This window comes from Microbacterium sp. Y547 (assembly GCF_057669785.1).
Genome location: NZ_JBYHFN010000004.1, coordinates 273,619 through 294,118 on the forward strand (window position 1 = coordinate 273,619; position 20,500 = coordinate 294,118).

General features: G+C 70.0%; 24 protein-coding genes. 21 read left to right on the forward strand and 3 right to left on the reverse strand.

All coding sequences use genetic code 11. The annotated features are described in order from the left end of the window. From AC25Y0_RS08380 to AC25Y0_RS08455, 16 genes are all read left to right on the forward strand, one after another. Positions 1 to 966: an alpha-ketoacid dehydrogenase subunit beta gene (locus AC25Y0_RS08380; RefSeq protein ID WP_488134540.1), complete on the forward strand. Its 966-nt coding sequence runs from the start codon at positions 1 to 3 to the stop codon at positions 964 to 966. A gap of 31 nt (positions 967 to 997) precedes the next feature. Continuing rightward, the gene (locus tag AC25Y0_RS08385) at positions 998 to 2,287 is read left to right on the forward strand and encodes a dihydrolipoamide acetyltransferase family protein (protein ID WP_488134501.1); all 1,290 of its coding nucleotides are present in this window, start codon (positions 998 to 1,000) and stop codon (positions 2,285 to 2,287) included. 44 nt (positions 2,288 to 2,331) lie between these two features. Continuing rightward, entirely contained in the window at positions 2,332 to 3,276 is a 945-nt protein-coding gene (locus AC25Y0_RS08390) for a metal ABC transporter solute-binding protein, Zn/Mn family (protein ID WP_488134502.1), read from the forward strand. Then, positions 3,273 to 4,079, forward strand: a complete 807-nt coding sequence (locus AC25Y0_RS08395; protein ID WP_488123603.1) for a metal ABC transporter ATP-binding protein — start codon at positions 3,273 to 3,275, stop codon at positions 4,077 to 4,079. The genes AC25Y0_RS08390 and AC25Y0_RS08395 overlap by 4 nt, the downstream gene beginning before the upstream one ends. Beyond that, entirely contained in the window at positions 4,076 to 4,933 is an 858-nt protein-coding gene (locus tag AC25Y0_RS08400) for a metal ABC transporter permease (RefSeq protein WP_488123602.1), read from the forward strand. The genes AC25Y0_RS08395 and AC25Y0_RS08400 overlap by 4 nt, the downstream gene beginning before the upstream one ends. Before the next feature lie 9 nt (positions 4,934 to 4,942). Beyond that, positions 4,943 to 5,356: a Fur family transcriptional regulator gene (locus AC25Y0_RS08405; protein ID WP_488123601.1), complete on the forward strand. Its 414-nt coding sequence runs from the start codon at positions 4,943 to 4,945 to the stop codon at positions 5,354 to 5,356. Further along, entirely contained in the window at positions 5,343 to 6,383 is a 1,041-nt protein-coding gene (locus AC25Y0_RS08410) for a permease (RefSeq protein WP_488134503.1), read from the forward strand. The genes AC25Y0_RS08405 and AC25Y0_RS08410 overlap by 14 nt, the downstream gene beginning before the upstream one ends. Further along, entirely contained in the window at positions 6,376 to 7,128 is a 753-nt protein-coding gene (locus AC25Y0_RS08415) for a TIGR03943 family putative permease subunit (RefSeq protein WP_488123599.1), read from the forward strand. The genes AC25Y0_RS08410 and AC25Y0_RS08415 overlap by 8 nt, the downstream gene beginning before the upstream one ends. Beyond that, the gene (locus AC25Y0_RS08420) at positions 7,118 to 8,512 is read left to right on the forward strand and encodes a hypothetical protein (RefSeq protein WP_488134504.1); all 1,395 of its coding nucleotides are present in this window, start codon (positions 7,118 to 7,120) and stop codon (positions 8,510 to 8,512) included. Before AC25Y0_RS08415 ends, AC25Y0_RS08420 begins: the two co-directional genes overlap by 11 nt. Further along, the gene (locus AC25Y0_RS08425; RefSeq protein ID WP_488134541.1) at positions 8,509 to 9,183 is read left to right on the forward strand and encodes a DNA-3-methyladenine glycosylase; all 675 of its coding nucleotides are present in this window, start codon (positions 8,509 to 8,511) and stop codon (positions 9,181 to 9,183) included. The genes AC25Y0_RS08420 and AC25Y0_RS08425 overlap by 4 nt, the downstream gene beginning before the upstream one ends. A 107-nt stretch (positions 9,184 to 9,290) precedes the next feature. Continuing rightward, entirely contained in the window at positions 9,291 to 9,527 is a 237-nt protein-coding gene (gene rpmB / locus AC25Y0_RS08430; protein WP_488123597.1) for a 50S ribosomal protein L28, read from the forward strand. Continuing rightward, complete coding sequence (rpmG, locus tag AC25Y0_RS08435; RefSeq protein WP_165140426.1) at positions 9,527 to 9,697, forward strand: 50S ribosomal protein L33; 171 nt, start codon at positions 9,527 to 9,529, stop codon at positions 9,695 to 9,697. The genes rpmB and rpmG overlap by 1 nt, the downstream gene beginning before the upstream one ends. 4 nt (positions 9,698 to 9,701) lie before the next feature. Beyond that, positions 9,702 to 10,007: a 30S ribosomal protein S14 gene (rpsN, locus tag AC25Y0_RS08440; protein WP_488123596.1), complete on the forward strand. Its 306-nt coding sequence runs from the start codon at positions 9,702 to 9,704 to the stop codon at positions 10,005 to 10,007. Positions 10,008 to 10,085: 78 nt separating this feature from the next. Beyond that, positions 10,086 to 11,234, forward strand: a complete 1,149-nt coding sequence (locus tag AC25Y0_RS08445) for an alpha/beta hydrolase (protein WP_488134505.1) — start codon at positions 10,086 to 10,088, stop codon at positions 11,232 to 11,234. 96 nt (positions 11,235 to 11,330) lie between these two features. After that, the gene (locus AC25Y0_RS08450) at positions 11,331 to 11,618 is read left to right on the forward strand and encodes an HU family DNA-binding protein (RefSeq protein WP_376126992.1); all 288 of its coding nucleotides are present in this window, start codon (positions 11,331 to 11,333) and stop codon (positions 11,616 to 11,618) included. Positions 11,619 to 11,753: 135 nt separating this feature from the next. Beyond that, the gene (locus AC25Y0_RS08455) at positions 11,754 to 13,739 is read left to right on the forward strand and encodes a bifunctional copper resistance protein CopD/cytochrome c oxidase assembly protein (protein ID WP_488134542.1); all 1,986 of its coding nucleotides are present in this window, start codon (positions 11,754 to 11,756) and stop codon (positions 13,737 to 13,739) included. Here the strand turns inward: AC25Y0_RS08455 and AC25Y0_RS08460 are convergent. Then, positions 13,711 to 14,790: a hypothetical protein gene (locus tag AC25Y0_RS08460; RefSeq protein ID WP_488134506.1), complete on the reverse strand. Its 1,080-nt coding sequence runs from the start codon at positions 14,788 to 14,790 to the stop codon at positions 13,711 to 13,713. The genes AC25Y0_RS08455 and AC25Y0_RS08460 overlap by 29 nt on opposite strands. A gap of 97 nt (positions 14,791 to 14,887) precedes the next feature. Between AC25Y0_RS08460 and AC25Y0_RS08465 the strand changes: the two genes are divergently transcribed. Then, entirely contained in the window at positions 14,888 to 16,270 is a 1,383-nt protein-coding gene (locus AC25Y0_RS08465) for an ATP-dependent DNA helicase (protein ID WP_488123593.1), read from the forward strand. A 10-nt stretch (positions 16,271 to 16,280) separates the two neighbouring features. Here the strand turns inward: AC25Y0_RS08465 and AC25Y0_RS08470 are convergent, their stop codons facing one another. Both AC25Y0_RS08470 and AC25Y0_RS08475 read right to left on the reverse strand, forming a co-directional pair. After that, the gene (locus tag AC25Y0_RS08470) at positions 16,281 to 16,937 is read right to left on the reverse strand and encodes a biliverdin-producing heme oxygenase (protein WP_488123592.1); all 657 of its coding nucleotides are present in this window, start codon (positions 16,935 to 16,937) and stop codon (positions 16,281 to 16,283) included. A 67-nt stretch (positions 16,938 to 17,004) separates the two neighbouring features. Further along, on the reverse strand, positions 17,005 to 17,316 hold the full coding sequence (locus AC25Y0_RS08475) for a DUF2470 domain-containing protein (protein WP_488123591.1): 312 nt from the start codon (positions 17,314 to 17,316) through the stop codon (positions 17,005 to 17,007). 72 nt (positions 17,317 to 17,388) lie between these two features. Between AC25Y0_RS08475 and AC25Y0_RS08480 the strand changes: the two genes are divergently transcribed. The 4 genes from AC25Y0_RS08480 to AC25Y0_RS08495 all read left to right on the forward strand — a co-directional run bounded on the left by AC25Y0_RS08480 (position 17,389) and on the right by AC25Y0_RS08495 (position 20,489). After that, positions 17,389 to 18,666, forward strand: a complete 1,278-nt coding sequence (locus AC25Y0_RS08480) for a serine hydrolase domain-containing protein (RefSeq protein WP_488123590.1) — start codon at positions 17,389 to 17,391, stop codon at positions 18,664 to 18,666. Positions 18,667 to 18,825: 159 nt separating this feature from the next. Continuing rightward, positions 18,826 to 19,149 carry a hypothetical protein gene (locus tag AC25Y0_RS08485; RefSeq protein ID WP_488134507.1) on the forward strand — a complete coding sequence of 108 codons (324 nt, stop codon included), beginning with the start codon at positions 18,826 to 18,828 and terminating at the stop codon, positions 19,147 to 19,149. Continuing rightward, on the forward strand, positions 19,146 to 20,138 hold the full coding sequence (locus tag AC25Y0_RS08490) for a hypothetical protein (RefSeq protein WP_488123588.1): 993 nt from the start codon (positions 19,146 to 19,148) through the stop codon (positions 20,136 to 20,138). The genes AC25Y0_RS08485 and AC25Y0_RS08490 overlap by 4 nt, the downstream gene beginning before the upstream one ends. Before the next feature lie 186 nt (positions 20,139 to 20,324). Beyond that, complete coding sequence (locus tag AC25Y0_RS08495; RefSeq protein ID WP_488123587.1) at positions 20,325 to 20,489, forward strand: hypothetical protein; 165 nt, start codon at positions 20,325 to 20,327, stop codon at positions 20,487 to 20,489. The last annotated feature ends 11 nt before the right edge of the window (positions 20,490 to 20,500 follow it).

Sequence of the window (20,500 nt, forward strand, 5' to 3'; positions counted from 1 at the left end):
ATGGCGTTCAGCCGCGCCCTCAACGCCGGGATGCGCGCTGCGCTCGCCGGCAGCGATCGCGTGCTGCTGATGGGCGAGGACATCGGGCCGCTCGGTGGGGTGTTCCGCGTCACCGAAGGGCTGCAGGCCGAGTTCGGCGACCGCCGTGTCATCGACACCCCGCTCGCCGAGTCGGGCATCGTCGGCACGGCGATCGGGCTCGCGATGGCGGGATTCCGCCCCGTGTGCGAGATCCAGTTCGACGGCTTCGTGTTCCCCGCGTTCGACCAGATCACGTCACAGCTGGCCAAGATGACGAACCGGCACGAGGGGGCGATCTCGTTCCCCGTCGTCATCCGCATTCCGTACGGCGGCCACATCGGCGCCGTCGAGCACCACCAGGAGAGCCCCGAGGCGTACTTCACGCACACGCCGGGGCTGCGGGTCGTGTGCCCGTCGACGCCGAACGACGCGTACTGGATGATCCAGGATGCGATCGACTCGCCGGATCCCGTGATCTTCCTCGAGCCGAAGGCGAAGTACTGGCAGAAGGGCGAGGTCGACACGATGACCCGCGCGCTGCCACTGCACGCATCGCGACTCGTGCGGCCCGGCACCGACGTCACGCTCGTCGGGCACGGTGCGATGGTGACGACGCTCTTGCAGGCGGCGGCCCTCGCCGAGTCCGAGGGCACGTCGTGCGAGGTCATCGATCTGCGGTCGCTGTCACCCATCGACTACGGCCCGATCCTGGATTCCGTGCGACGGACGGGCCGCATGGTCTACGCGCAGGAGGCGCCGGGCTTCACGTCGCTCGGCTCCGAAGTCGCCGCGACCGTCATGGAGCGCGCGTTCTATGCGCTCGAGGCCCCCGTGCTGCGGGTGTCGGGCTTTGACACGCCCTTCCCTCCCGCGAAGCTCGAGGCCACCTATCTGCCCGATGCCGACCGCATCCTCGAGGCCGTCGACCGCGCCCTCGCCTACTGACCGCCCACCGCAGGTTCGGAGAGGAATGAGTATGAGTGTGCAGACCTTCACACTGCCCGACGTCGGCGAGGGACTGACCGAGGCCGAGATCGTCTCGTGGCGCGTCGCGCCGGGCGACACGGTCGCCGTCAACGACGTCCTCGTCGAGATCGAGACGGCGAAGTCGCTCGTCGAGCTGCCCTCGCCCTTCGCCGGCACGGTCGGCGATCTGCTCGTGGCCGAGGGGGCGACGGTCGAGGTGGGCGCGTCCATCATCACGATCACGGATGCCGCCGCCCCGGCGGCGACCCCCGAGCCCGTCGCCGCCGAGGGCGCGGGCTCGGTCCTCGTCGGGTACGGGGCCGGCGGCGAGGTGAAGTCGCGGCGCAAGAAGCCCGCCGACCAGGCGAAGCGCATCGAGGCGTCGGTGGGCGTCGTCGCGAAGCCGCCGATCCGCAAGCTGGCCCGAGACCTGGGAATCGATCTGACGACCGTCACCCCGACCGGGCCTGCGGGCGAAGTGACCCGCGACGACGTCATGAGCCATGCGTCTCAGGCATCGGTGTTCCGCAACATCGCGACGCCCGAGCCCAGCGCCGTGCGCGAAGAGACGATCGCCGTCGACCACCCCGCCGGCGACGCCCGCGAAGAGACGATCGCGGTCAAGGGTGTCCGCAAGGCCACGGCATCCGGCATGGTCCGCTCGGCCTACACGGCCCCGCACGTGTCGGTGTGGACTGACGTCGACGCGACTCGCACGATGGAACTCGTCAAGAGGCTCAAGGCCTCACCGGACTTCGCCGACGTCAAGGTCTCGCCGCTGCTCATCATGGCGCGTGCCGTCGTCTGGGCCGTGCGGCGCACACCCATGGTCAATGCGGCGTGGGTCGATGTCGACGGCGGCGCCGAGATCCGCGTGCGCCACTACGTCAACCTCGGGATCGCCGCGGCGACCCCGAGGGGACTGCTCGTGCCCAACATCAAAGACGCGCAGGACCTCAGCCTGCGCCAGCTTGCCCGTGCGCTCGAGCAGCTCACCGCGACGGCGCGCGAGGGCCGCGCGACACCGGCCGACCAGCAGAACGGCACGATCACGATCACGAACATCGGCGTGTTCGGAATGGATGCCGGCACCCCGATCCTCAACCCCGGTGAGTCCGGCATCGTGGCGCTCGGCACGATCCGGCAGAAGCCGTGGGTCGTCGATGGCGAGGTCCGCCCGCGCTGGGTGACGACCGTCGCGGGGTCGTTCGACCACCGCGTCGTGGACGGCGACGGCATGTCGCGGTTCATCGCCGATGTCGCCGCGGTGCTGGAGGAGCCCGCGCTGCTCCTCGACTGAGCGACCGTGTTGAGAACGATTCTCATTAGCTGTACACTCGCCGAGTGACTTCGACGCGCCGCATTCTGACCGCTCTCGGCCTTGCCACGACCCTCGGCCTTGCCGGTTGCGCATCCGGTGCTCCCGCCGACGACGGCCGTGTCGCGGTCGTCGCCTCGACGAATGTCTACGGCCAGATCGTCGAAGCGATCGGCGGAGACGCCGTCAGCGTCGTGTCGATCGTGTCGTCGGCCGCGCAGGACCCGCACTCGTTCGAGGCGAGCGCGCGCGACCAGCTGTCCGTCTCGCGAGCCGACCTCGTCGTGATGAACGGCGGCGGGTACGACGCGTTCATGGACGCCCTCGTCGACGGGGCGGGTGGGGTCCGGCCCGTTGTGCCCGCCGTCGAATTCTCTGAGGCGACGCCCCCCGCCGACCACGGCGACCACGATCGCGACGACGACGACGACCACGACCACGACCACTCGGTCAATGAGCACGTCTGGTACGACCCGCACGTCGTCGCCCACCTGGCCGAGGCGATCTCGGTCGAGCTCAGCGCACTCGACCCCGACAACGCCGATATGTTCGCGACGAACCTGGCCGAGTTCACGAACGGCATCGATCAGATCGAGACGGCGCTCGATGAGATGTCGACCGAGTTCGGCGGCACCGAGATCTTCGTCACCGAGCCCATCTCGCAGTACCTCACCCAAGCGGCCGGTCTCGTCAACGTCGCACCCGACGACTTCACGCACGCCGTCGAAGACGGGCGCGATGTGCCGGCGGCGACACTTCTGACCGCGACGAAGCTCCTGGAGTCCGGCCAGGTCGCTGCCGTTATCGTCAACACGCAGACCGGCGGCGCCGAGACGACCGCGATCATCGACGACGCGACGGCACTGGGCATCCCCATCGTCGAGTTCAGCGAGACGCTGCCCGAGGGGCAGACGTACCTCGAGTGGATGCAGGCCAACGTCACGCTGCTGGGCGAGGCGCTGCGCGGATGACCCAGCCGCTCGTCATCCGCGACGCGTCGCTGCACCGAGGCGACCGCGAACTGTGGTCAGGGCTCGACCTCGACGTCGCGCCCGGCGAGCTCATCGCGGTGCTCGGCCCGAGCGGCACGGGCAAGACGACGCTGTTGCGGGCGATCCTGGGCCTCGAGCCGCTCAGCGGCGGTGAGATCGAGGTGCTCGGCCAGCGCGTGCACCGCCGCGGCAATCGCGGCGTGGGATACATCCCGCAGCAGCGTCCGCTGCCCCCCGAGACGCCACTGCGCGGTCGCGACCTCGTCGCCCTCGGCGTCGACGGGCACCGCTTCGGCCTGCCCCTCCCGCGGCGCGGTGATCGCGCGCGCATCGACGCGCTCGTCGACGCCGTCGGCGCACGCTCGTTCGCCGACCGCCCCGTCGGGCTGCTCTCGGGTGGTGAGCAGCAGCGACTCCGTGTCGGCCAGGCGCTCGCCGACGACCCGCGCCTGCTGCTGTGCGACGAGCCGCTGACGAGCCTCGACCTGGCGAACCAGCAAGAGGTCATCGGTCTCATCGACCGTCATCGCCGCGACACCGACGCCGCCGTGCTGCTGGTCACACACGACATCAACCCGCTGCTGGGCAAGGTCGATCGCATCCTCTACATCGCCAACGGCCGCTTCATGCTCGGCACACCCGGCGAGGTGCTGCGCTCCGACGTGCTCACCGACCTGTACGGCGCGCACGTGTTCGTGCTGCGTGCGGGCGACCGTCTCGTCGTCGTCGGCGCGCCCGACGCCGAGAGCGCGCATCACCACCACGACGGAGACCACGAATGACCTGGCCGGACATCGCCGACGCCATGTTCGGGGGCCTCGCGGACTACGCCGAGATCCTCGGCCTCGTGTCGAACTCGGTCATCGCCGGTGCCGTCCTCGGCCTCGTCGGCGGCCTCGTCGGCGTCTTCGTCATGCAGCGCGACATGGCGTTCGCCGTGCACGGCATCAGTGAGCTGTCGTTCGCGGGCGCCGCGGCGGCCCTCCTCATCGGCGTCGACGTCGTGACCGGGTCGATCGTCGGATCCGTCCTCGCCGCCGCGATCGTCGGCTGGCTCGGCGCCCGCGCACGGGATCGCAACTCGATCATCGGCGTGCTCATGCCGTTCGGGCTGGGTCTCGGCATCCTCTTCCTGTCGCTCTATGACGGGCGCAGCGCCAACCGCTTCAGCCTGCTGACGGGCCAGATCGTGTCGGTGCAGACCGGCGAGCTCGGCTGGCTCGTCGGCATCAGCCTCTTCGTGCTGGTCGGGATGCTGCTCATCTGGCGGCCCCTGCGCTTCGACTCGCTCGACCCGCAGTCCGCCGCGGCGCGCGGCGTTCCCACGACGGCGGTGTCACTCACCTTCATGCTGCTGCTCGGACTCATGGTCGCCGTCGCCGTGCACATCATCGGCGCCCTGCTCGTCATGGCGCTCCTGGTGACACCCGCCGCCGCCGCGATGCGCGTCGCGACGGGGCCCGTCGCCGTTCCCGTGCTCGCCGCGATCTTCGGCTTCGTCTCTGCCGTGGGTGGGATCCTGCTCGCGATCATGGGCACGCTCCCCGTGAGCCCGTACATCACGACGATCTCGTTCGTGATCTACCTCGCCTGCCGGTTCCGGGGCTCCCGGGCACCGCTCAGAGCCCGCGGGTAGAATCCCGGCATGGCCCAGCGCAACACGTGGCAGCGCGAGCGCGTGCGCGAAGCCCTCGCCGACACGCCGGGTTTCGTGAGCGCTCAGACGCTGCACGCGACCCTGCGCGAAGACAACACCGGCATCGGCCTCGCCACCGTCTACCGTGCTCTGGCGGGTCTCGCGGCGCAGGGCGAAGCCGATTCGCTGCAGAGCCCCGAGGGCGAGGCCCTCTACCGCGCGTGCACGACGACGGCGCACCACCACCACCTGATCTGCCGCTCCTGCGGGCTCACGGTCGAGATCGAGGCCTCCGACGTCGAGCAGTGGGCGCGCCGCACGGCCGAGAGTCACGGCTTCGCCGAGGCCGAGCACGTGGTCGACATCTTCGGACTGTGCGCGATGTGCGCGCGGACGCGGACGAGCGAGCGTGTCTCGGGCTGACTTCGCGCTGCGCCCCGACGGTCAGGCCGGCCGCCCGCGCGCAGCACGCCTCGTCGCCCCCATCGCCATCGGCGCCGCAATCGTCGTGGGTCTGTTCGCGATCGACCTCTTCGTGCCCGAGCTCTTCCCCGCGCGCCTGCCCGCCCGCGCGCAGGACGGACTGACCCTCGCGATCAGCGTGCTCATCGAGTCATTGCCGTTCGTCGCGCTCGGTGTCGTGCTGTCGATCGTCGTGCAGGTGTGGATCCCCCCGGGTGCCATCGAGCGATGGATGCCCCGGCGCGCCTGGGCTCGACGCGCGGTGCTGTCGCTGCTGGGCATGTTCGTGCCGGTCTGCGAGTGCGGCAACGTGCCGTTCGCCCGGGGCCTCATGATGCGCGGCTTCACGGTGCCCGAAACGCTCACGTTCCTCATCGCAGCGCCCATCGTCAACCCGATCGTCATCATCACGACGCACCAGGCGTTCGGCTTCTCCGACGGCATCCTCGTCATTCGGCTCGTCGGCGGGTTCCTCATCGCGAACCTGATCGGCTGGCTGTACTCGCGGCATCCGTCACCGGACGGCCTGCTCACGAGGCGCTTCCGCAGCACGTGCGCCCGCCAGCACGCGGCGCAGGGCACCGCCGCCCGCGGACGTCGGACCCTCAGCCAGTTCATCGTCGAACTGCGCGCCGTCATGCCCGCGCTCGTGATCGGATCGGCGCTCGCCGGCGCCGTGCAGGTGCTCATCCCTCGCGAGACGCTCCTGGCGATCGGATCGAACCCGGCCCTGTCGATCATCGCGATGATCGCCCTCGCAATGGTCGTGTCGATCTGCTCGAACGTCGACGCATTCTTCGCGCTGTCCTTCGCCTCGACCTTCACCCCGGGCTCGATCATCGCGTTCCTCCTCGTCGGTCCGCTCGTCGACGTCAAGATGCTCGCTCTGCTGCGCACGACGTTCACGACGCGCGCCCTCGCGGGGATCGTCGTCATCGTGGTGCTCGCCGCCTTCGCGATCGGCGCGGGGGTGAACCTCGTTGGCTGATCCGTCCCGCGCTCTCCTTACCCGGTGGCTCGGCGTCGGGCTCGCCGCGGTGCTCGCCGTCGTCACGATCACGCTCGCTGTGACCGGCAGGCTCGCGCTGTACATCAATCCGGATTCGGCGTGGTTCGCCGTCGGGATGGCCGTCGTCGTGCTGATCGGTGCGATCACGAGCTTCGCGCTGCCGCTCGGCGCGGAAGAAGACGATCACGATCACGGCGACGACCACGACCACGACCACCCGCGCACTCCTGTCGTGGGGCGCGCCGTCGTCGCCACGGGCGGCATCGCGGCGTCGGGCATCGTCCTGCTGACGCTCGTGCTGCCCCCGGCATCCCTCAGCGCCGAATTGGCGATGTCGCGTGACGTGGGGGCTCCGCCGCTGTTCGCGGGAGCAGACGCCGTCACGCTCGCGACGACGGGCGACACCTCGGAGTTCGGCGTCGGCGAGTGGGCGTCGGCGTTCGCGACCGCGACGAACCCGGATGCGTTCGACGGCGACCCCGTGACCCTCACGGGGTTCGTCACCCCCGGCGACGACGGCTTCGACCTGACGCGCCTCGTCATCACGCACTGCGTCATCGACGCGCAACCCGCCACCGTGCCCATCACGACGGACGCCGTGCCCGAAACGGGCCAGTGGGTCACGGTGACGGGAACCGTGCGCGCAACCGGCGACGGGCGCCTCGCCATCACGGCGAGCGACGTCGAGCCGATTGACGAGCCGAGCGACCCGTATGAGTACTGACACGCGTCGCGGTCGCGCACGCGCCAGGCGAAGCCGCGCGTTCCTGCTGTCGTTCGGCGTCGTCGTCGCCGCGCTCGCCGTGGTCGGCGTCGGGGCCGCGGCGATCGGCGTCGTGCAGGGCCCGCGCATCACCGACGTGCAGGTGGATCCGGCCGCCTCGGTGGCGGCATCCGGTTCGCGCATGATCGTGACGACGTCGCAGTCGCTCGCCGAGGTCGACCCCGACCAGGTCACCGTCGACCCCGAGACGCCGTTCGCCGTCGACACGTCGGGGCGAAGCGTCGGCGTGCGCTTCGGCCTGCCGCTGCGCGATGACACCGAGTACACCGTGACGATCGACGGCGTGCGCGGCCTCGGCGGCGGCCCCGACGCGACGATCGTCGAGACGTTCCGCACCTCGGCGCTCTCCGTCTACCTGCTGCAGCGCGGCGGGCCGAGCGACGACACGATCTTTCGCACCGACCTCGCCGGCGAGCAGGCCGAGCCGGTGTTCAGCCACCCCGCGATCCAGGACTTCCGCGCGACGGCGTCGCAGCTCGTCGTCTCGGTGCGCACCGAGGACGATCACCCCGCGCTGCTGGTCACCGACCTCGACGGCTCGGACGAGCGCGAACTGCCGCTCCCCGGCGACGACGGCGTCGTGACGAACCTGCAGGCGGCGGATCGCGGCGACCTGATCGGGTTCACGTATTCGGACGCCCTCCTCAGCGACACGGGGGGCCTCGAGAGCGCTCTGTTCACGGTCGCCGGCGACACGCCCGCCCGGATCGAGGTGCCCGGCACCGACGCGCGCATCGCGGACTGGCGGTTCGTCCCCGAGACCGACAGCATCCTGCTCCTGACCTTCGACGGGAACCTGCTGCTCACCGGCGCCGACGGCGGCGAGGCGACCTCGTTCGGCACCGCGATCGCGATCGACGGCGTCGCCGGAACCGAAGCGATCGTCGAGCGCCTCGAGGGCATGGTCGTCGTCGACCTCACCGACGGCACGGAGCAGCCGCTCGTCGCGCCCGAGCGTGAGCTCGGGCTTCTCGGCACGGCGCTGCCCGTTCCCGGCGGCGGCACGCTGCGCTCATCGGTCGTGCTCGACGAGGCGGGCACGCGGTCGCTCGGCACCTCTGTCGCCCTCGTCGACCCCGGCGGGGCGACCCGCATCATCGCCGACATCGGCCCCGCCGACGCGCTCATGCAGACGTGCGTCTCACCCAGCGGACGCTACGCCGCCCTGACGGTCGCCCCCGACGCTGTCGCCAACCCCTACGACCGCTATCTGCTGCCGCTGCCCGAGCGGCTCGAGACCCGCATCGTGCAGCTCGACGACGCCGCGCCGGTCGATTCGCTGCAGGGCTTCGCCATCTCCTGGTGCCGCGTGCCCGTCTCATGACCGACCGTTCGCACCCCGCGACGCGCGACGAGCTCGTCGACCTGCCGCTCGCCGTCGCGCCGCGCCTTCTCGGCGGCGTACTGCGCACCGTCGTCGACGGTGACGAGGTCGCGGTGCGCATCACCGAGGTCGAGGCCTACCACGGCCGCGGAACGGGCGAGGTGCCCGATCCCGGCTCGCACGCGCGGATGGGGCCTACGGCGCGCAACGCGACGATGTGGGGCGAGCCGGGGCACCTCTACGTCTACCTGAGCCACGGCATCCACTCGTGCGTGAACGTCGTGTGCGCACCCGACGGTCTCGCCGGCGGTGTGCTGCTGCGCGCAGGAGAAGTGATCGAGGGGGCGGATGCCGCATTCCGGCGGCGCCCCGCCGCGCGCGCCGCGCGCGACCTCGCCCGCGGTCCTGGCCGATTCGGCGACGCCGTGGGTCTGCGGCATCCGCGACACGACGGCATCGACGTCATCACGGGAGAACCGCTGAACGGCGCCGTCGCTCGGCTCTGGCTGCGCGACGAGCCCCTCACCGAGGCGGCGACGGGCCCTCGGGTCGGAGTGGCGGGCATCGCCGGGACGGCCGCATTCCCGTGGCGATTCTGGATCCCCGCCGACCCGACGGTGTCTGCATTCCGGTGGGGGCGCGGCGCGGCGGACGCCGCCGTGCTAGGCTGACTCTCTGTCTGCGCGCACTCCAGCACGCAGTACGTATCCTCACGAGGATGCAGACAAGGGATCTTGGGTGGCACCGTCCGGTGCCACGGTACTAAGGAGACATCACTATGGCAGCAGTGTGCCAGGTGACTGGAGCAGTTCCCGGCTTCGGTCACAACATCTCGCACTCGCACCGCCGGACGAAGCGCCGCTTCGACCCGAACGTGCAGAAGAAGACTTACTTCGTGGCTTCGCTTGGCCGCAAGATCACCCTCAACGTGTCCGCTAAGGGCATGAAGGTCATCGATGTGCGCGGTATCGAGTCGGTTGTGAAGGACCTGATCGCGAAGGGTGTGAAGCTCTGATGGCTAAGAAGTCTCAGGACGTCCGTCCGATCATCAAGCTGCGTTCGACCGCCGGCACGGGATACACCTACGTGACGCGCAAGAACCGCCGCAACAACCCCGACCGCATCGTGCTCAAGAAGTACGACCCTGTCGTGCGCAAGCACGTCGACTTCCGAGAGGAGCGCTGATCACATGGCCAAGAAGAGCAAGATCGCGCGCAACAAGCAGCGCCAGGCGGTCGTCGACCGCTACGCCACCAAGCGCGCCGAGTTGAAGAAGGCGCTCGTGTCGCCGACCTCGACCGACGAAGAGCGCGAAGCCGCCCGCCTGGGCCTTCAGAAGCTGCCGCGCAACGCGTCGCCCGTGCGTCTGCGTTCGCGCGACGTCATCGACGGCCGCCCGCGCGGAATGCTGACCAAGTTCGGCATCTCGCGTGTTCGCTTCCGCGACATGGCGCACCGTGGCGAGCTGCCCGGCGTGACCAAGTCGAGCTGGTAAGCATCACAGCATAAGAAAGGCCCGGAGTTCCCTCCGGGCCTTTCTGCTTTCCCGGCGGCACCGTGGTCCAATGGACGCGTGCCTGTCGACCCCTTCTTCGCCGAGCGACTCCGGGTGCACCGCCGCTACCTGATCGATCAGGCGCTCGGGTCGGCTCGCGCACGGCTGGCGGCGCTCTGGCCCTTCGCACGCACCGAGGTCCCGCCTCCATCCCCGAGCACGAAGACGCCGCTGAGTCCGCGTGAGCGTCACCGTCGTGCAGCCGTCGCGTGGGATCGCACCGAGCTTCGGACCGTGGGCACGCCCGGGCCCGATCTGCCGACGAGCGAGCACGGGGTCGCGGGTGAGCCTCCGTTCCGCGTGCGCGTGTACCGACCGCCGCTTGCTGAGACCCCCCTGCCGGCGGTCCTCGCCTTCTTCGGCGGGGCGTTCCGCATCGGAGGCATCGACTATCCCACGACGGATGCCGCGTTCCGCCGGCGCGCACACGATGCGGGCGTCATCATCGTCGCCGTCGACTACGCGCTGGCCCCCGAGCACCGTTACCCCGTGCAGGTCGAGCAGGCCTACGCGGCGCTGGAGTGGCTCTTCGCGCGCGCGGATGAGCTGGGCATCGAACGGGACCGGATCGGCCTCGCCGGAACCTCGGCGGGGGCGAACATCGCCGCGGCGCTGACGCTGGTCAACCGCAGCCGCGCCGCGCTGCCGCTGCGGCTGCAGCTGCTCGAAGTGCCCGTCACCGACCTCACGGGGCACCGCCTCGATCTGCGCGCGACTCGCGCGCTCGGCATCCCGAGCTTCCTCGCGCGGCGCGAACTGCGCTCGGTCGCGCGCACCTACCTGCGCACGGCGGGGGATGCCCGTGAACCGTACGCGTCGCCGCTGCGCGCGCCGTCGCACGCGGGGCTGCCGCCGGCGGTCATCCTCACCGCCGAGTACGACCCGCTGCGCGGCGACGGCGAGGCCTATGGCGCGGCGCTGCGCGCGGCCGGCGTCGATGCGAGCACGACCCGGTACCTCGGCGTCACGCATGACACAGCCATCTTCACGGGAGCCCTTCCGGCCGCCCGCCGCTGGCATGACGACGTCGTCTCGGCGCTTCGGCGCCTGCACGCCGGAGACCCCGTTTCGCATGCCACAGCGGCCGAAACAGTCACAGAAGAGCCCGACACGCCGCCACGAACGCCGAAAAGCGGTAGAAATCCGCGAGATTCCGCGGTTTCGTGACTATAGTCAAGGCGGTCGATCCGACCAGCCGGAAGGCGTTCGCCAACCGGTCCCAGCAATAGGGGCGGCGCTCACGCCGCCTTGGAGGACAACCCCATGGCTGACAAGTCCATCACCAAGACCGAACTCGTCGCGAGCATCGCCAGCGCGACCGGCCAGAGCCAGTCCGCCGTCTCGGGCATGCTTGACTCCCTCTTCTCGACCGTCTCCGAGGCCGTTGCCAAGGGCAGCAAGGTCTCGATCCCCGGTTGGATCTCGTTCGAGCGCGTCGAGACGTCGGCACGTACGGGCCGCAACCCGCAGACCGGCGAAGAGATCAAGATCCCCGCGGGCCAGCGCGTCAAGGTCACGGCCGGCTCGAAGCTCAAGGCAGCCGTCAAGTAACACCCGTCGAAGGGGGATGCCGAAGGCGGCATCCCCCTTCTGCGCGCCTAGGCTGGAGCCGTGACCCCCGCGCCCTCTTCTCCCGTCGCCGTTGCGCCTCCCGAAGCCGCAAGGCGACAGGGTCCACGCCGCACGCTGCGCTCGGTCGGCCCGGCGATCCTCGTCGTCGCCGCACTCCTCACCCTCACGTGGGCGCTCGCCTACGGGGGCGGTGCCGAGCCCCTCGCGATCGCCGACCCCGGGCCCATCGCCCGCTGGGGTCTTCCGATCGCGAAGCTCTTCGTCAACCTCTCGGCAGCGGGCGTCGTCGGTGTGCTCGTCACGGCGCTGTTCGCGCTGAAGGCGGGCGACCGGCCCTTCGACGTGGCGCTGGATGCGGCATCCGTCTCGGCCGCCGTGTTCACGGTCGCCGCCGGCGCGACCGGTTTCTTCACCTTCGTCGACGCGTTCAACCCGGCGATCAGCGCGAGCCCGGAGTTCGGCGCGCAGCTGGGACGCTTCCTCACCGAGACCGAAGTCGGCCGCACCTGGCTCATCACGACGGTCGCCGGCGCTCTGCTGACGGTGTTGACCTTCGCCGTCCGATCGTGGACGGCGACGCTCCTCGTCGCGGCACTGGCGATCGCGACCCTCGTGCCGATGGGCACGCAGGGGCACTCCGGCGAGGCGGCGTTCCACCACGAGGCGATGACGGCGCTCATCATCCACATCATCGCCGCCGCCGTATGGCTCGGCGGACTGATGCTCATGGTGTTCGTGCGGCCTCTCCTCGACCGCGACGGCGTCGCCACCGTGCTCGGCCGCTACTCGAGCATCGCGCTCGCGGCCTTCATCGTCGTGGCCGCGAGCGGCACGGTGCGCGCCATGATCGGCCTCGGCGAATGGTCGATGCTCGCCTCGGCGTATGGCGTCATCCTCATCGTCAAGGTCGTCGCACTCATCGCGATCGGCGCGCTCGGTGCCTGGTACCGCAAGCGACTGATCGGGCGCCTCCGCGAAGACGGCGCGTCGCGGCGCTTCTGGGGGCTCATCGTCTTCGAGCTCGCCCTCATGGGGATCGCGAGCGGTGCCGCAGCCGCCCTCGCGCGCACACCTCCGCCCGTCGACCCCGTCATTCCCGTCGTGCCGACGCCGGCGCAGATCCTCACTCTGGCGCCGCTGCCTCCCGAGCTCACCCCCGAGCGGTGGCTGACATCGTGGAACCCCGACCTGCTCTGGGCCTTCGCCGTGGCGTTCGGCCTCTTCTTCTACTGGGCGGGCGTGCGGCGCATGCACGTGCGCGGCGACCGCTGGCCGATCCTCCGATCGGTGTCGTGGACGCTCGGACTGCTGCTGCTGTTCTGGGTGACGGCAGGACCCATCAACGTCTACCAGGACTACCTGTTCAGCGTGCACATGATCGGGCACATGCTGCTGGGCATGGCGATCCCTCTGCTGCTCGTCGTGGGCGCCCCTGTGACCCTCGCGGCGCGGGCGATCCGCAAACGCGATGACGGCACGCGCGGCGGGCGCGAGTGGATCCTGTGGGCCGTGCACACGCCGGTCTCGCGGGTTTTGACGAACCCGTTCGTCGCCGCGGCCATCTTCGTCGTATCACTCTGGGCGTTCTACTACACCGACCTCTTCCGGTGGGCGCTCTACGACCACCTCGGCCACGAGTGGATGGTCGCGCACTTCCTCATCTCGGGCTACCTGTTCGCACTGACGCTGATCGGCATCGACCCCGTGCCGTGGCGCCTGCCGTACCCCGGCCGCCTGCTTCTACTCGTCGGCGTCATGGCGATGCACGCGTTCTTCGGCATCTCGATCATGATGCAGTCCGGGCTCATGGTCGCGGAGTGGTACGGCTCGATGGGCCGGGAGTGGGGCCCGACGCCGCTCGAGGATCAATACATCGGCGGGGGCGTGGCATGGTCGGTCGGTGAGATCCCGACGCTCATCCTCGCGATCACGGTCGCGATCCAGTGGTCGCGCTCCGACGCCCGCGCGCAGAAACGCAGCGACCGGCACGCCGACCGCACGGGCGACGCCGAGCTCGAGGAGTACAACGCGCAGCTCGCGCAGCTGGCCGAGCGTGACGCCCGCCGCAGCGTCAGGGAAGGCCAGGCCCGCCGACCGTGATCGTCGCGGTGCCGTCAGGCAGCACCGTGATGAGCGCCGTCAGCACGAACGGCACGTCTTCGCTCACGGAGCTGACCGACCCGTCGAAGAGCGAGCGGATGTCGACGTCGATGTGCGCCACCGCCTCGGTTTCGGGGATCACCCACGCCGCGCCGTCGGGAACGAGCGTGATGGTCGGCTGCGTCACGATCGACCACGTGGGCGCCGAGGCGATGCGCTCCTGCACGTAGAACCCGAAGGGGCATGCTGTCGGCTGCAGCACCTGCTGCGTCGCACAGGACGTGAGGAACTCCTCGACGCGCTGCTGCACGACGCCGATGAACTCTTCTGTGGGCTCGGCCTGCACGTCGACGGCGACGGCCGCGAACGGGCTGTCCGAGAGCACCCCGACGCCCGGGGTCGATGAGATCGCCGTGTCGACGGACACGGAGTAGAACGCCGGTGAGAACACCAGCAGCGACACCGGCGCGAGCGGGTCGGCATCGACGCCGTCGGGCGAGACCTGTCGCTTGTCGATCTCGAAGCCGTTGACTTCGAACGACATCGAACCGCGCACGACGAGGTCCATGACCGCGAGCGGGCTCTCGGCGAATCGCCACGTGGGGGCGAGGCCGATCGTGCCGTCACGCTCGATGGAGAAGGTCGTCTGCCCCTCGACGCCGCCCGCCCGGTATGTCACGGAGACGCGCGAGATGCCGTCCTGCTCCGTCTCGGACACCACGCCGACGTCGGTGAGGGTCGCGAGGGCTTCGCGGCGCAGCAGGGCGTCGGAGGCCGTTGCCGGAAGCCCCGCGGCCTCGAGCTGCGGGGTGTCGACCGCGACGCCGGGAATCCGCAGAGCCTCGGCCGCCTGGCCGTCGGCGAGCAGGCTCAGATACCGCTCGACGAACGCCGTCGGCGAATAGAACTCGCGGTGAAGCGATGCGACGCCGGCGGCGACGGCTCCGACCAGGAGCACGCCGACAAGGCCCAGCAGGGTGAGGTCGACCGCGAGTCCTCGACGGCTGGTGCGGGGCCGCCGCGCTCGGGTGCTCCCCGCCTCGTCATTCACCACTCCAGTCTAGGAAGCCTGCTTTCCCGTGCGGGCATCCGCGCCCGGATGAGCGGGGCCGGGCCGCACTGTGGTATCCGGTGGCTACCATGAATCGGTGACTACGCCGCCCCTTTCCGCCGAGCAAGAGGCGCTGTTCCGACTCATCGAAGACACGAACGAGCACGTGTTCGTGACCGGTCGCGCCGGCACGGGCAAGTCGACGCTCCTGCAGCACCTGGCGTGGAACACGTCGAAGCAGATCGCGGTGTGCGCTCCGACGGGCGTGGCGGCGCTCAACGTCGAGGGCCAGACGATCCACTCGCTCTTCCGGCTTCCGATCGGCCTGATCGGACCGAGTGACGAGAAGCAGACGGATGCCACGCGCAAGATCCTGAACGCCATCGAGACGCTCGTCATCGATGAGATCTCGATGGTCAACGCCGACCTGATGGATGCGATGGACCGCTCGCTGCGCATCGCGCGGGGGCGTCGGCACGAGCCGTTCGGCGGCGTGCAGATCGTGATGTTCGGCGACCCCTATCAGCTCGCTCCCGTGCCGCCGCGCGGAGACGAGCTGCGCTACGTGCGCGACCACTACCGGTCCTTCTGGTTCTTCGACGCGCACGTGTGGGCCGGTGAGGAGCCCGCGGCGGATGGGCTCATCGAGCTCGGTCGGCACGGTGCCGAACTGCACATCCGCGAGCTGGTCGACATCCATCGCCAGTCCGATGCCGGGTTCAAGGCGATGCTCAACGCCGTCCGTCACGGCGTTGTGACGGCCGACATCGCGCAGGTGCTCAACGACACGGGTGCGCGCACTCCGCCCGAGCCCAGTGACGGCGAGACGCCCATCATCACGCTCGCGACGCGCAACGACATCGTCAACAACATCAACCGGCGACACCTCGCCGAACTCCGGGGTCGCGAGCAGACGGCGCAGGCCGACGTGAGCGGCGACTTCGGCCGCGGTGAGGCCGGATACCCCGCCGATCCCGAGCTCAAGCTCAAGGTGGGCGCGCAGGTCATGTTCCTGCGCAACGACCGGGGTGCCTTCCCCGACCCGCCCCGCTGGGTCAACGGCACGATCGGCCGGGTCACCCGCATCGCCGGCGACACCGTACGCGTCGATGTCGACGGCGACGAGGTCGAGGTCGAGCCGGCAGTGTGGGAGAAGTACCGCTACGCCTACGACCCCGGTTCGAAGGCGCTCACGCGCGAGATCGTCGCGGAGTTCACCCAGTTCCCCCTGCGGCTGGCGTGGGCCGTGACGATCCACAAATCCCAGGGCAAGACCTACGATCGCGCGATCGTCGACCTCGGGTCGGGGGCGTTCGCTCCGGGACAGACCTACGTCGCGCTGTCCCGGCTGACCTCGCTCGAGGGTCTCTATCTCTCGCGACCACTGCGACCGAGCGACATCCGGGTTGACCCCGACGTCAGGCGCTTCATGGCGTCGGTGCGCCGCCAGGCGTCGGCGCTGCAGCTGCCGGGCCCCTGAGTTTCTGTCGTCAGGCGACCGCGGTCGCTGACTTCGCGGTGGCGAGGTCTTCGAACAGCTCGGTGTTGAAGCGGTAGGCCAGCAGCACCTCGTCGATGACACGCTCCTGCTCGGCGGCATCCCAGGGAGCCTGATTCATCTGCTCGCGATAGACGTCCTTGAAGGCCGCGGGGTCGGCGATGTCGTCGAAGACGTAGAAGCCGATGCCGTTCGTGCCGAAGCCGAAGCGTCGGGCCATGAGGCGACCGATGAACTGGCCGCCCGAGAGGTCGCCGAGGTAGCGCGTGTAGTGGTGTGCGACGAAACCGCCCGCCCACGTCGCGCCGACCTCATTGATGCGGTCGACGTAGCGCTTCGTGGCGGGGAGCGGTTCGATCTGGTCGCGCCAGTCGCTGCCGATCAGGAACTCGAGGTCGGCTTCGAGCGCGGGCAAGCGCGTCAGCTTGTCGCTGATGAAGACGGATGCGACGGGGTCGTTGCGCATCTGCGTCGCGGTGCGCTCGAGGGCCTCGTAGATGAACCAGTGCTGCACGACGAGGGCCGTGTAGTCCTCGCGGGTGCCGTCGCCCTTGAGCAGGTCGGCCATGAAGCCGGAGTGCTCGCTTCCCGAGTGTGCGCTCGTGGAGCGTTCCCAGAGTGTCTTCGAAAAGGGGATGACGTCGTTCATGCCGCTCAGTCTAGGGCGGTGAGGCGTGCCTAACCTACTTGGCGGAATCCGCCGGAGAGTCCCGTGTTTACGCGTGCGGACGCGGTTCGACGCCCAGGCGCTCGCACGCGGCGTCGTACAGGGCGACGATCTCGCGACGCACTTCGGCGCGCTCGGTGATGGCGCCTCCGGGCCACGGAACACGGAACGAGACCTCGGCGCCGTCGGCGAGGAGGGTGACCCACTCGCCCCCGTCGCCGTCGAACCCGGTCATGGTCGCCGAGGCGGGGTCACCGGCCGGTCCGAACGCGCGGGCGATGAGCAGGTTGTCGTCGCTGTGGTCGTCGTTCATGTGGTGGAGCACCGCAGTGCGCACGGAATCGTCGAAGGTGTGCGTCATGCGTCACAGCCTACGGACAGGCGTGACATCCTCGTGACCTGGGTGTGTTTGAATCTCTTGTCGGGGGTAGCCATGCGCGCAGTCAGGAAACCGCGCCGCGCCGCGGGTGCGGTCGCGGCAGCGCTCGTGCTCGCCGTCGCGTTCAGCGGCTGTTCCGCGCCCGAACCGAGGGTCGATCTTCCTGTCCAGGTCGAAGGCGCCTTCCCCGATGAGACTCAGCAGCAGCTGGACGACGCCGTCACTCACGCCATGGGCACGATCGGGGCGACGGGCGCCGTCGTCGGCGTGTGGGCGCCGTGGAGCGGCTCGTGGGTCGCCGGTGTCGGTACGCAGACGCCCGGCGGCGCGGCCGTCACGGCCGACATGCCCTTCCGCATCGGCCAGCTGACACGGCCTATGACGTGTGATCTGCTCTACAAGGCTGTCGATGACGGTGTCGTCGAGCTCGATGAACCCGTCTCGCGGTATGTCTCGGGTGTGCCCGACCTCAAGGACGTCACCCTCGAGCAGCTGTGCGACAGCACGTCGGGGATCGGCGTCTATGCGGGGCAGCTGCGACCGGTGTGGACGAGGAACCCGGAGCGCGTGTGGAACGCCCGCGAGCTGGCCAGCTACGGCCTCGGTCAGCCCCGTACGATCGAACCCGGCGAGAAGTACCTCAGCTCCGACGCCGGCTACGTGCTGCTCGGACTCGCGATGGAGCGCGCCATGGGTGCCTCGGGTCGCGCCCTACTGCAAGAGCACATCGCCGACCGGCTTGGTCTCACGGCCACCCGCCTGCCCGCGGGTGCCGCCGCTCCTGTCGCGGATGGCATGACAGGGCTCACCCTCGAGAAGGATGAAGCCGGCGCGTGGAAGTGCGCCGAGCCGGTCGACGTCTCGGCGATATCCGCGAGCATCGGGTTCACCGACGCGGGTGTCGTGTCGACGGTCGATGACATGCGTCAGTACGTTCAGTCCCTCGCGACGGGTGCGCTGCTGTCCGAGCAGCTCGCCGAGAAGCGGTTCGCCGACGCGAAGCCGCTCAACGATTCGTCGCCCTCGTGGCTCACGACAGCGGGCGGCGCCGTCATCGCCGGTTCGCTCATCGGCAACTACGGCTCGATGCCCGGCTACGCGACAGCGGCGTTCGCCGACCCCGAGACGGGCCTCACGGTCGTCGTATCGCTGAACAACTCCGTGCGCGGCGCGTCACCTGCGCTCTCGCTCGCGTGGGAGCTCGCCGCCATCGCTTCGAAGGCACCCGCGGCATCCGGTGAAACCGCGCCCGAGGCAGGGCTGCCCTGGACTCCCGAGCAGTACCGCGAGCAGCTTGCCGCCAAGGCCGTCTGCACACCCCCCGCCGAGTGACACTAGAGCCCGGCCGCGTCGGGCTCTAGTGTGGGTCCTACCCATGCACGGAGGGCGTGGTCGGCTCGCCGGCCACCGGTTCCCAGGCGGTCCCCAACGCCGCGGGAGCGGAGCACCCGCTGTGCGTCGCCACTGGGTTCGTCGAAGGCAGGCCGCGCCATGGCCCAGTCCATTCCATCACCGGATTGGAGTTCTCCGCGCGCGGTTGCGCTGCGTTGCGCCGCGCACGTCGTGCGTCCACGCTGGCTCGCCGCAGCGCTTATCGTCGTCGCCGCGGTGGTCGGCGTGCTCTTCATCGAGGTGGCCGAGCAGGATCTCGCCCTCCAGCGCGATGCGCTGATCGCCGAGACCGCTCTCGTCGAGGACACCGCCGCCGCCACCCGCCGAGCCAATGCCGTCGCGCGCGTGCGCGAAGCCGATTTGCGGGTGCAACTGGCTGAGCAGGGCAAGACGCTCGCATCGACGTCGGGGTTCTTGAAATGAGTTCGACGACTCGCCGGTCGCTCGTCGTGCTGACGGCGTGCGCCGTGGCCGTCATGGGGCTGCAACTTGCCGACCGCTCGGCCGTGCTGGGCGAGCGCGATGCCGCCGCGGCCGAGTTCGAGGCGGCACAGGCCGCACAGGACGATGCCCGCACCGCGGCCACCGTGCTGGCCGAGCGCGCCGGGGGCCTGCGGGCGACGTCGGCGACGTACGACGAGCTCATCGACGCGCGCAAGGGGTTCGTCGCGTCGCTCGAGAAGGCCGACGCCGCGATGTCGGCCGCCGACGGCAAGGTCGACACGGCGGCCGCGCGCGCCGGCATCCTGAAGCTGCAGCAGAAGGTGCTCGCCGAGCGCACCGATGTCGCCGTCGTCGCGCGGGCGCAGGCAGATGTCGACGAACACACTGCCGGCATCGTCAAGGCTGTCGAGGCGCACGACGTCGAGCAGGCGCGCCTCGCGGCTGAACGAGCCGCCGCCGCATCGCGCGGGTACTCCGGCGGCGGGGGATCAGGCGGCGGTTGGGGCGGGTCGGGCGGGTCGGGCGGTTCCGGTTCCGGCGGGACGTCGATGGGCGGCGGTGGTGCAGGCGCTGCCCCGGTTGCGGGCGGCTACGCGCGCGTGCGCGCCGCGCTCAACAACGTCGGCGGCGGTCACGTGCGGCTCGAGGAGTTCGCCGGGGCGTGCGGCGGCGCTGCAGCGGCTGCCTGCGCGTCGCCGGGGGTCATCAGGTTCACGCCGGGGCTGGCGAGCTGGTCGGACGGCCGCCTGTACTGGGCGATGGCCCATGAGCTCGCCCACGTGTACCAGTTCAACGTCTGGGGTCCGCTCGTCAGCTCGCCGGGGTACTCGTCGCTGTTCGGCAGCAACATCGAACTGCTCGCCAACTGCATGGCGGCGCAGCGCGGTTACGGCAGTGGCAACGTCTCCTGCTCGGGTGCGCAGCTGCAGTGGGCGGGCTCGATCTGGCGGGGCGTCGTACCGGGCTGAGCCGCGCTACGGCGCGTTCACGGGCAAATCCCAGGGGGCCCGCTTTCCCCGCTCTGCCGGGGGATCCTGCGCCCGGCGCACGGTGCCGTCGCGCCCGACTCGGGAGTCGTCCACGCGCGGCAGGCGTACCATGGAACACGTCATCCGATACCCCCCGGGGTATCTGCCATGTTCGGAGAATACGCAATGTGCAGAGCTGTGAAGTGCAAGACCTGTGGAAAGACGACCTGGGCGGGCTGTGGTCAGCACGTCGACGATGTGATGCGCGATGTCCCGCGGGCTGGCCGGTGCGCAGGCCATGCCGAGCAGGAGAACACCGGCGGGTTCTTTTCGCGGCTGTTCTCGCGCTGACCCCATGGCAC

Coding starts and splice junctions, on each gene's coding strand:
- AC25Y0_RS08380 (WP_488134540.1), top strand. CDS start 1: ATGGCGTTCAGCCGCGCCCTCAACGCCGGGATGCGCGCTGCGCTCGCC.
- AC25Y0_RS08385 (WP_488134501.1), top strand. CDS start 998: ATGAGTGTGCAGACCTTCACACTGCCCGACGTCGGCGAGGGACTGACC.
- AC25Y0_RS08395 (WP_488123603.1), top strand. CDS start 3,273: ATGACCCAGCCGCTCGTCATCCGCGACGCGTCGCTGCACCGAGGCGAC.
- AC25Y0_RS08400 (WP_488123602.1), top strand. CDS start 4,076: ATGACCTGGCCGGACATCGCCGACGCCATGTTCGGGGGCCTCGCGGAC.
- AC25Y0_RS08405 (WP_488123601.1), top strand. CDS start 4,943: ATGGCCCAGCGCAACACGTGGCAGCGCGAGCGCGTGCGCGAAGCCCTC.
- AC25Y0_RS08420 (WP_488134504.1), top strand. CDS start 7,118: ATGAGTACTGACACGCGTCGCGGTCGCGCACGCGCCAGGCGAAGCCGC.
- AC25Y0_RS08425 (WP_488134541.1), top strand. CDS start 8,509: ATGACCGACCGTTCGCACCCCGCGACGCGCGACGAGCTCGTCGACCTG.
- rpmB (WP_488123597.1), top strand. CDS start 9,291: ATGGCAGCAGTGTGCCAGGTGACTGGAGCAGTTCCCGGCTTCGGTCAC.
- rpmG (WP_165140426.1), top strand. CDS start 9,527: ATGGCTAAGAAGTCTCAGGACGTCCGTCCGATCATCAAGCTGCGTTCG.
- rpsN (WP_488123596.1), top strand. CDS start 9,702: ATGGCCAAGAAGAGCAAGATCGCGCGCAACAAGCAGCGCCAGGCGGTC.
- AC25Y0_RS08450 (WP_376126992.1), top strand. CDS start 11,331: ATGGCTGACAAGTCCATCACCAAGACCGAACTCGTCGCGAGCATCGCC.
- AC25Y0_RS08470 (WP_488123592.1), bottom strand. CDS start 16,937: ATGAACGACGTCATCCCCTTTTCGAAGACACTCTGGGAACGCTCCACG.
- AC25Y0_RS08475 (WP_488123591.1), bottom strand. CDS start 17,316: ATGACGCACACCTTCGACGATTCCGTGCGCACTGCGGTGCTCCACCAC.
- AC25Y0_RS08480 (WP_488123590.1), top strand. CDS start 17,389: ATGCGCGCAGTCAGGAAACCGCGCCGCGCCGCGGGTGCGGTCGCGGCA.
- AC25Y0_RS08485 (WP_488134507.1), top strand. CDS start 18,826: ATGGCCCAGTCCATTCCATCACCGGATTGGAGTTCTCCGCGCGCGGTT.
- AC25Y0_RS08490 (WP_488123588.1), top strand. CDS start 19,146: ATGAGTTCGACGACTCGCCGGTCGCTCGTCGTGCTGACGGCGTGCGCC.
- AC25Y0_RS08495 (WP_488123587.1), top strand. CDS start 20,325: ATGTGCAGAGCTGTGAAGTGCAAGACCTGTGGAAAGACGACCTGGGCG.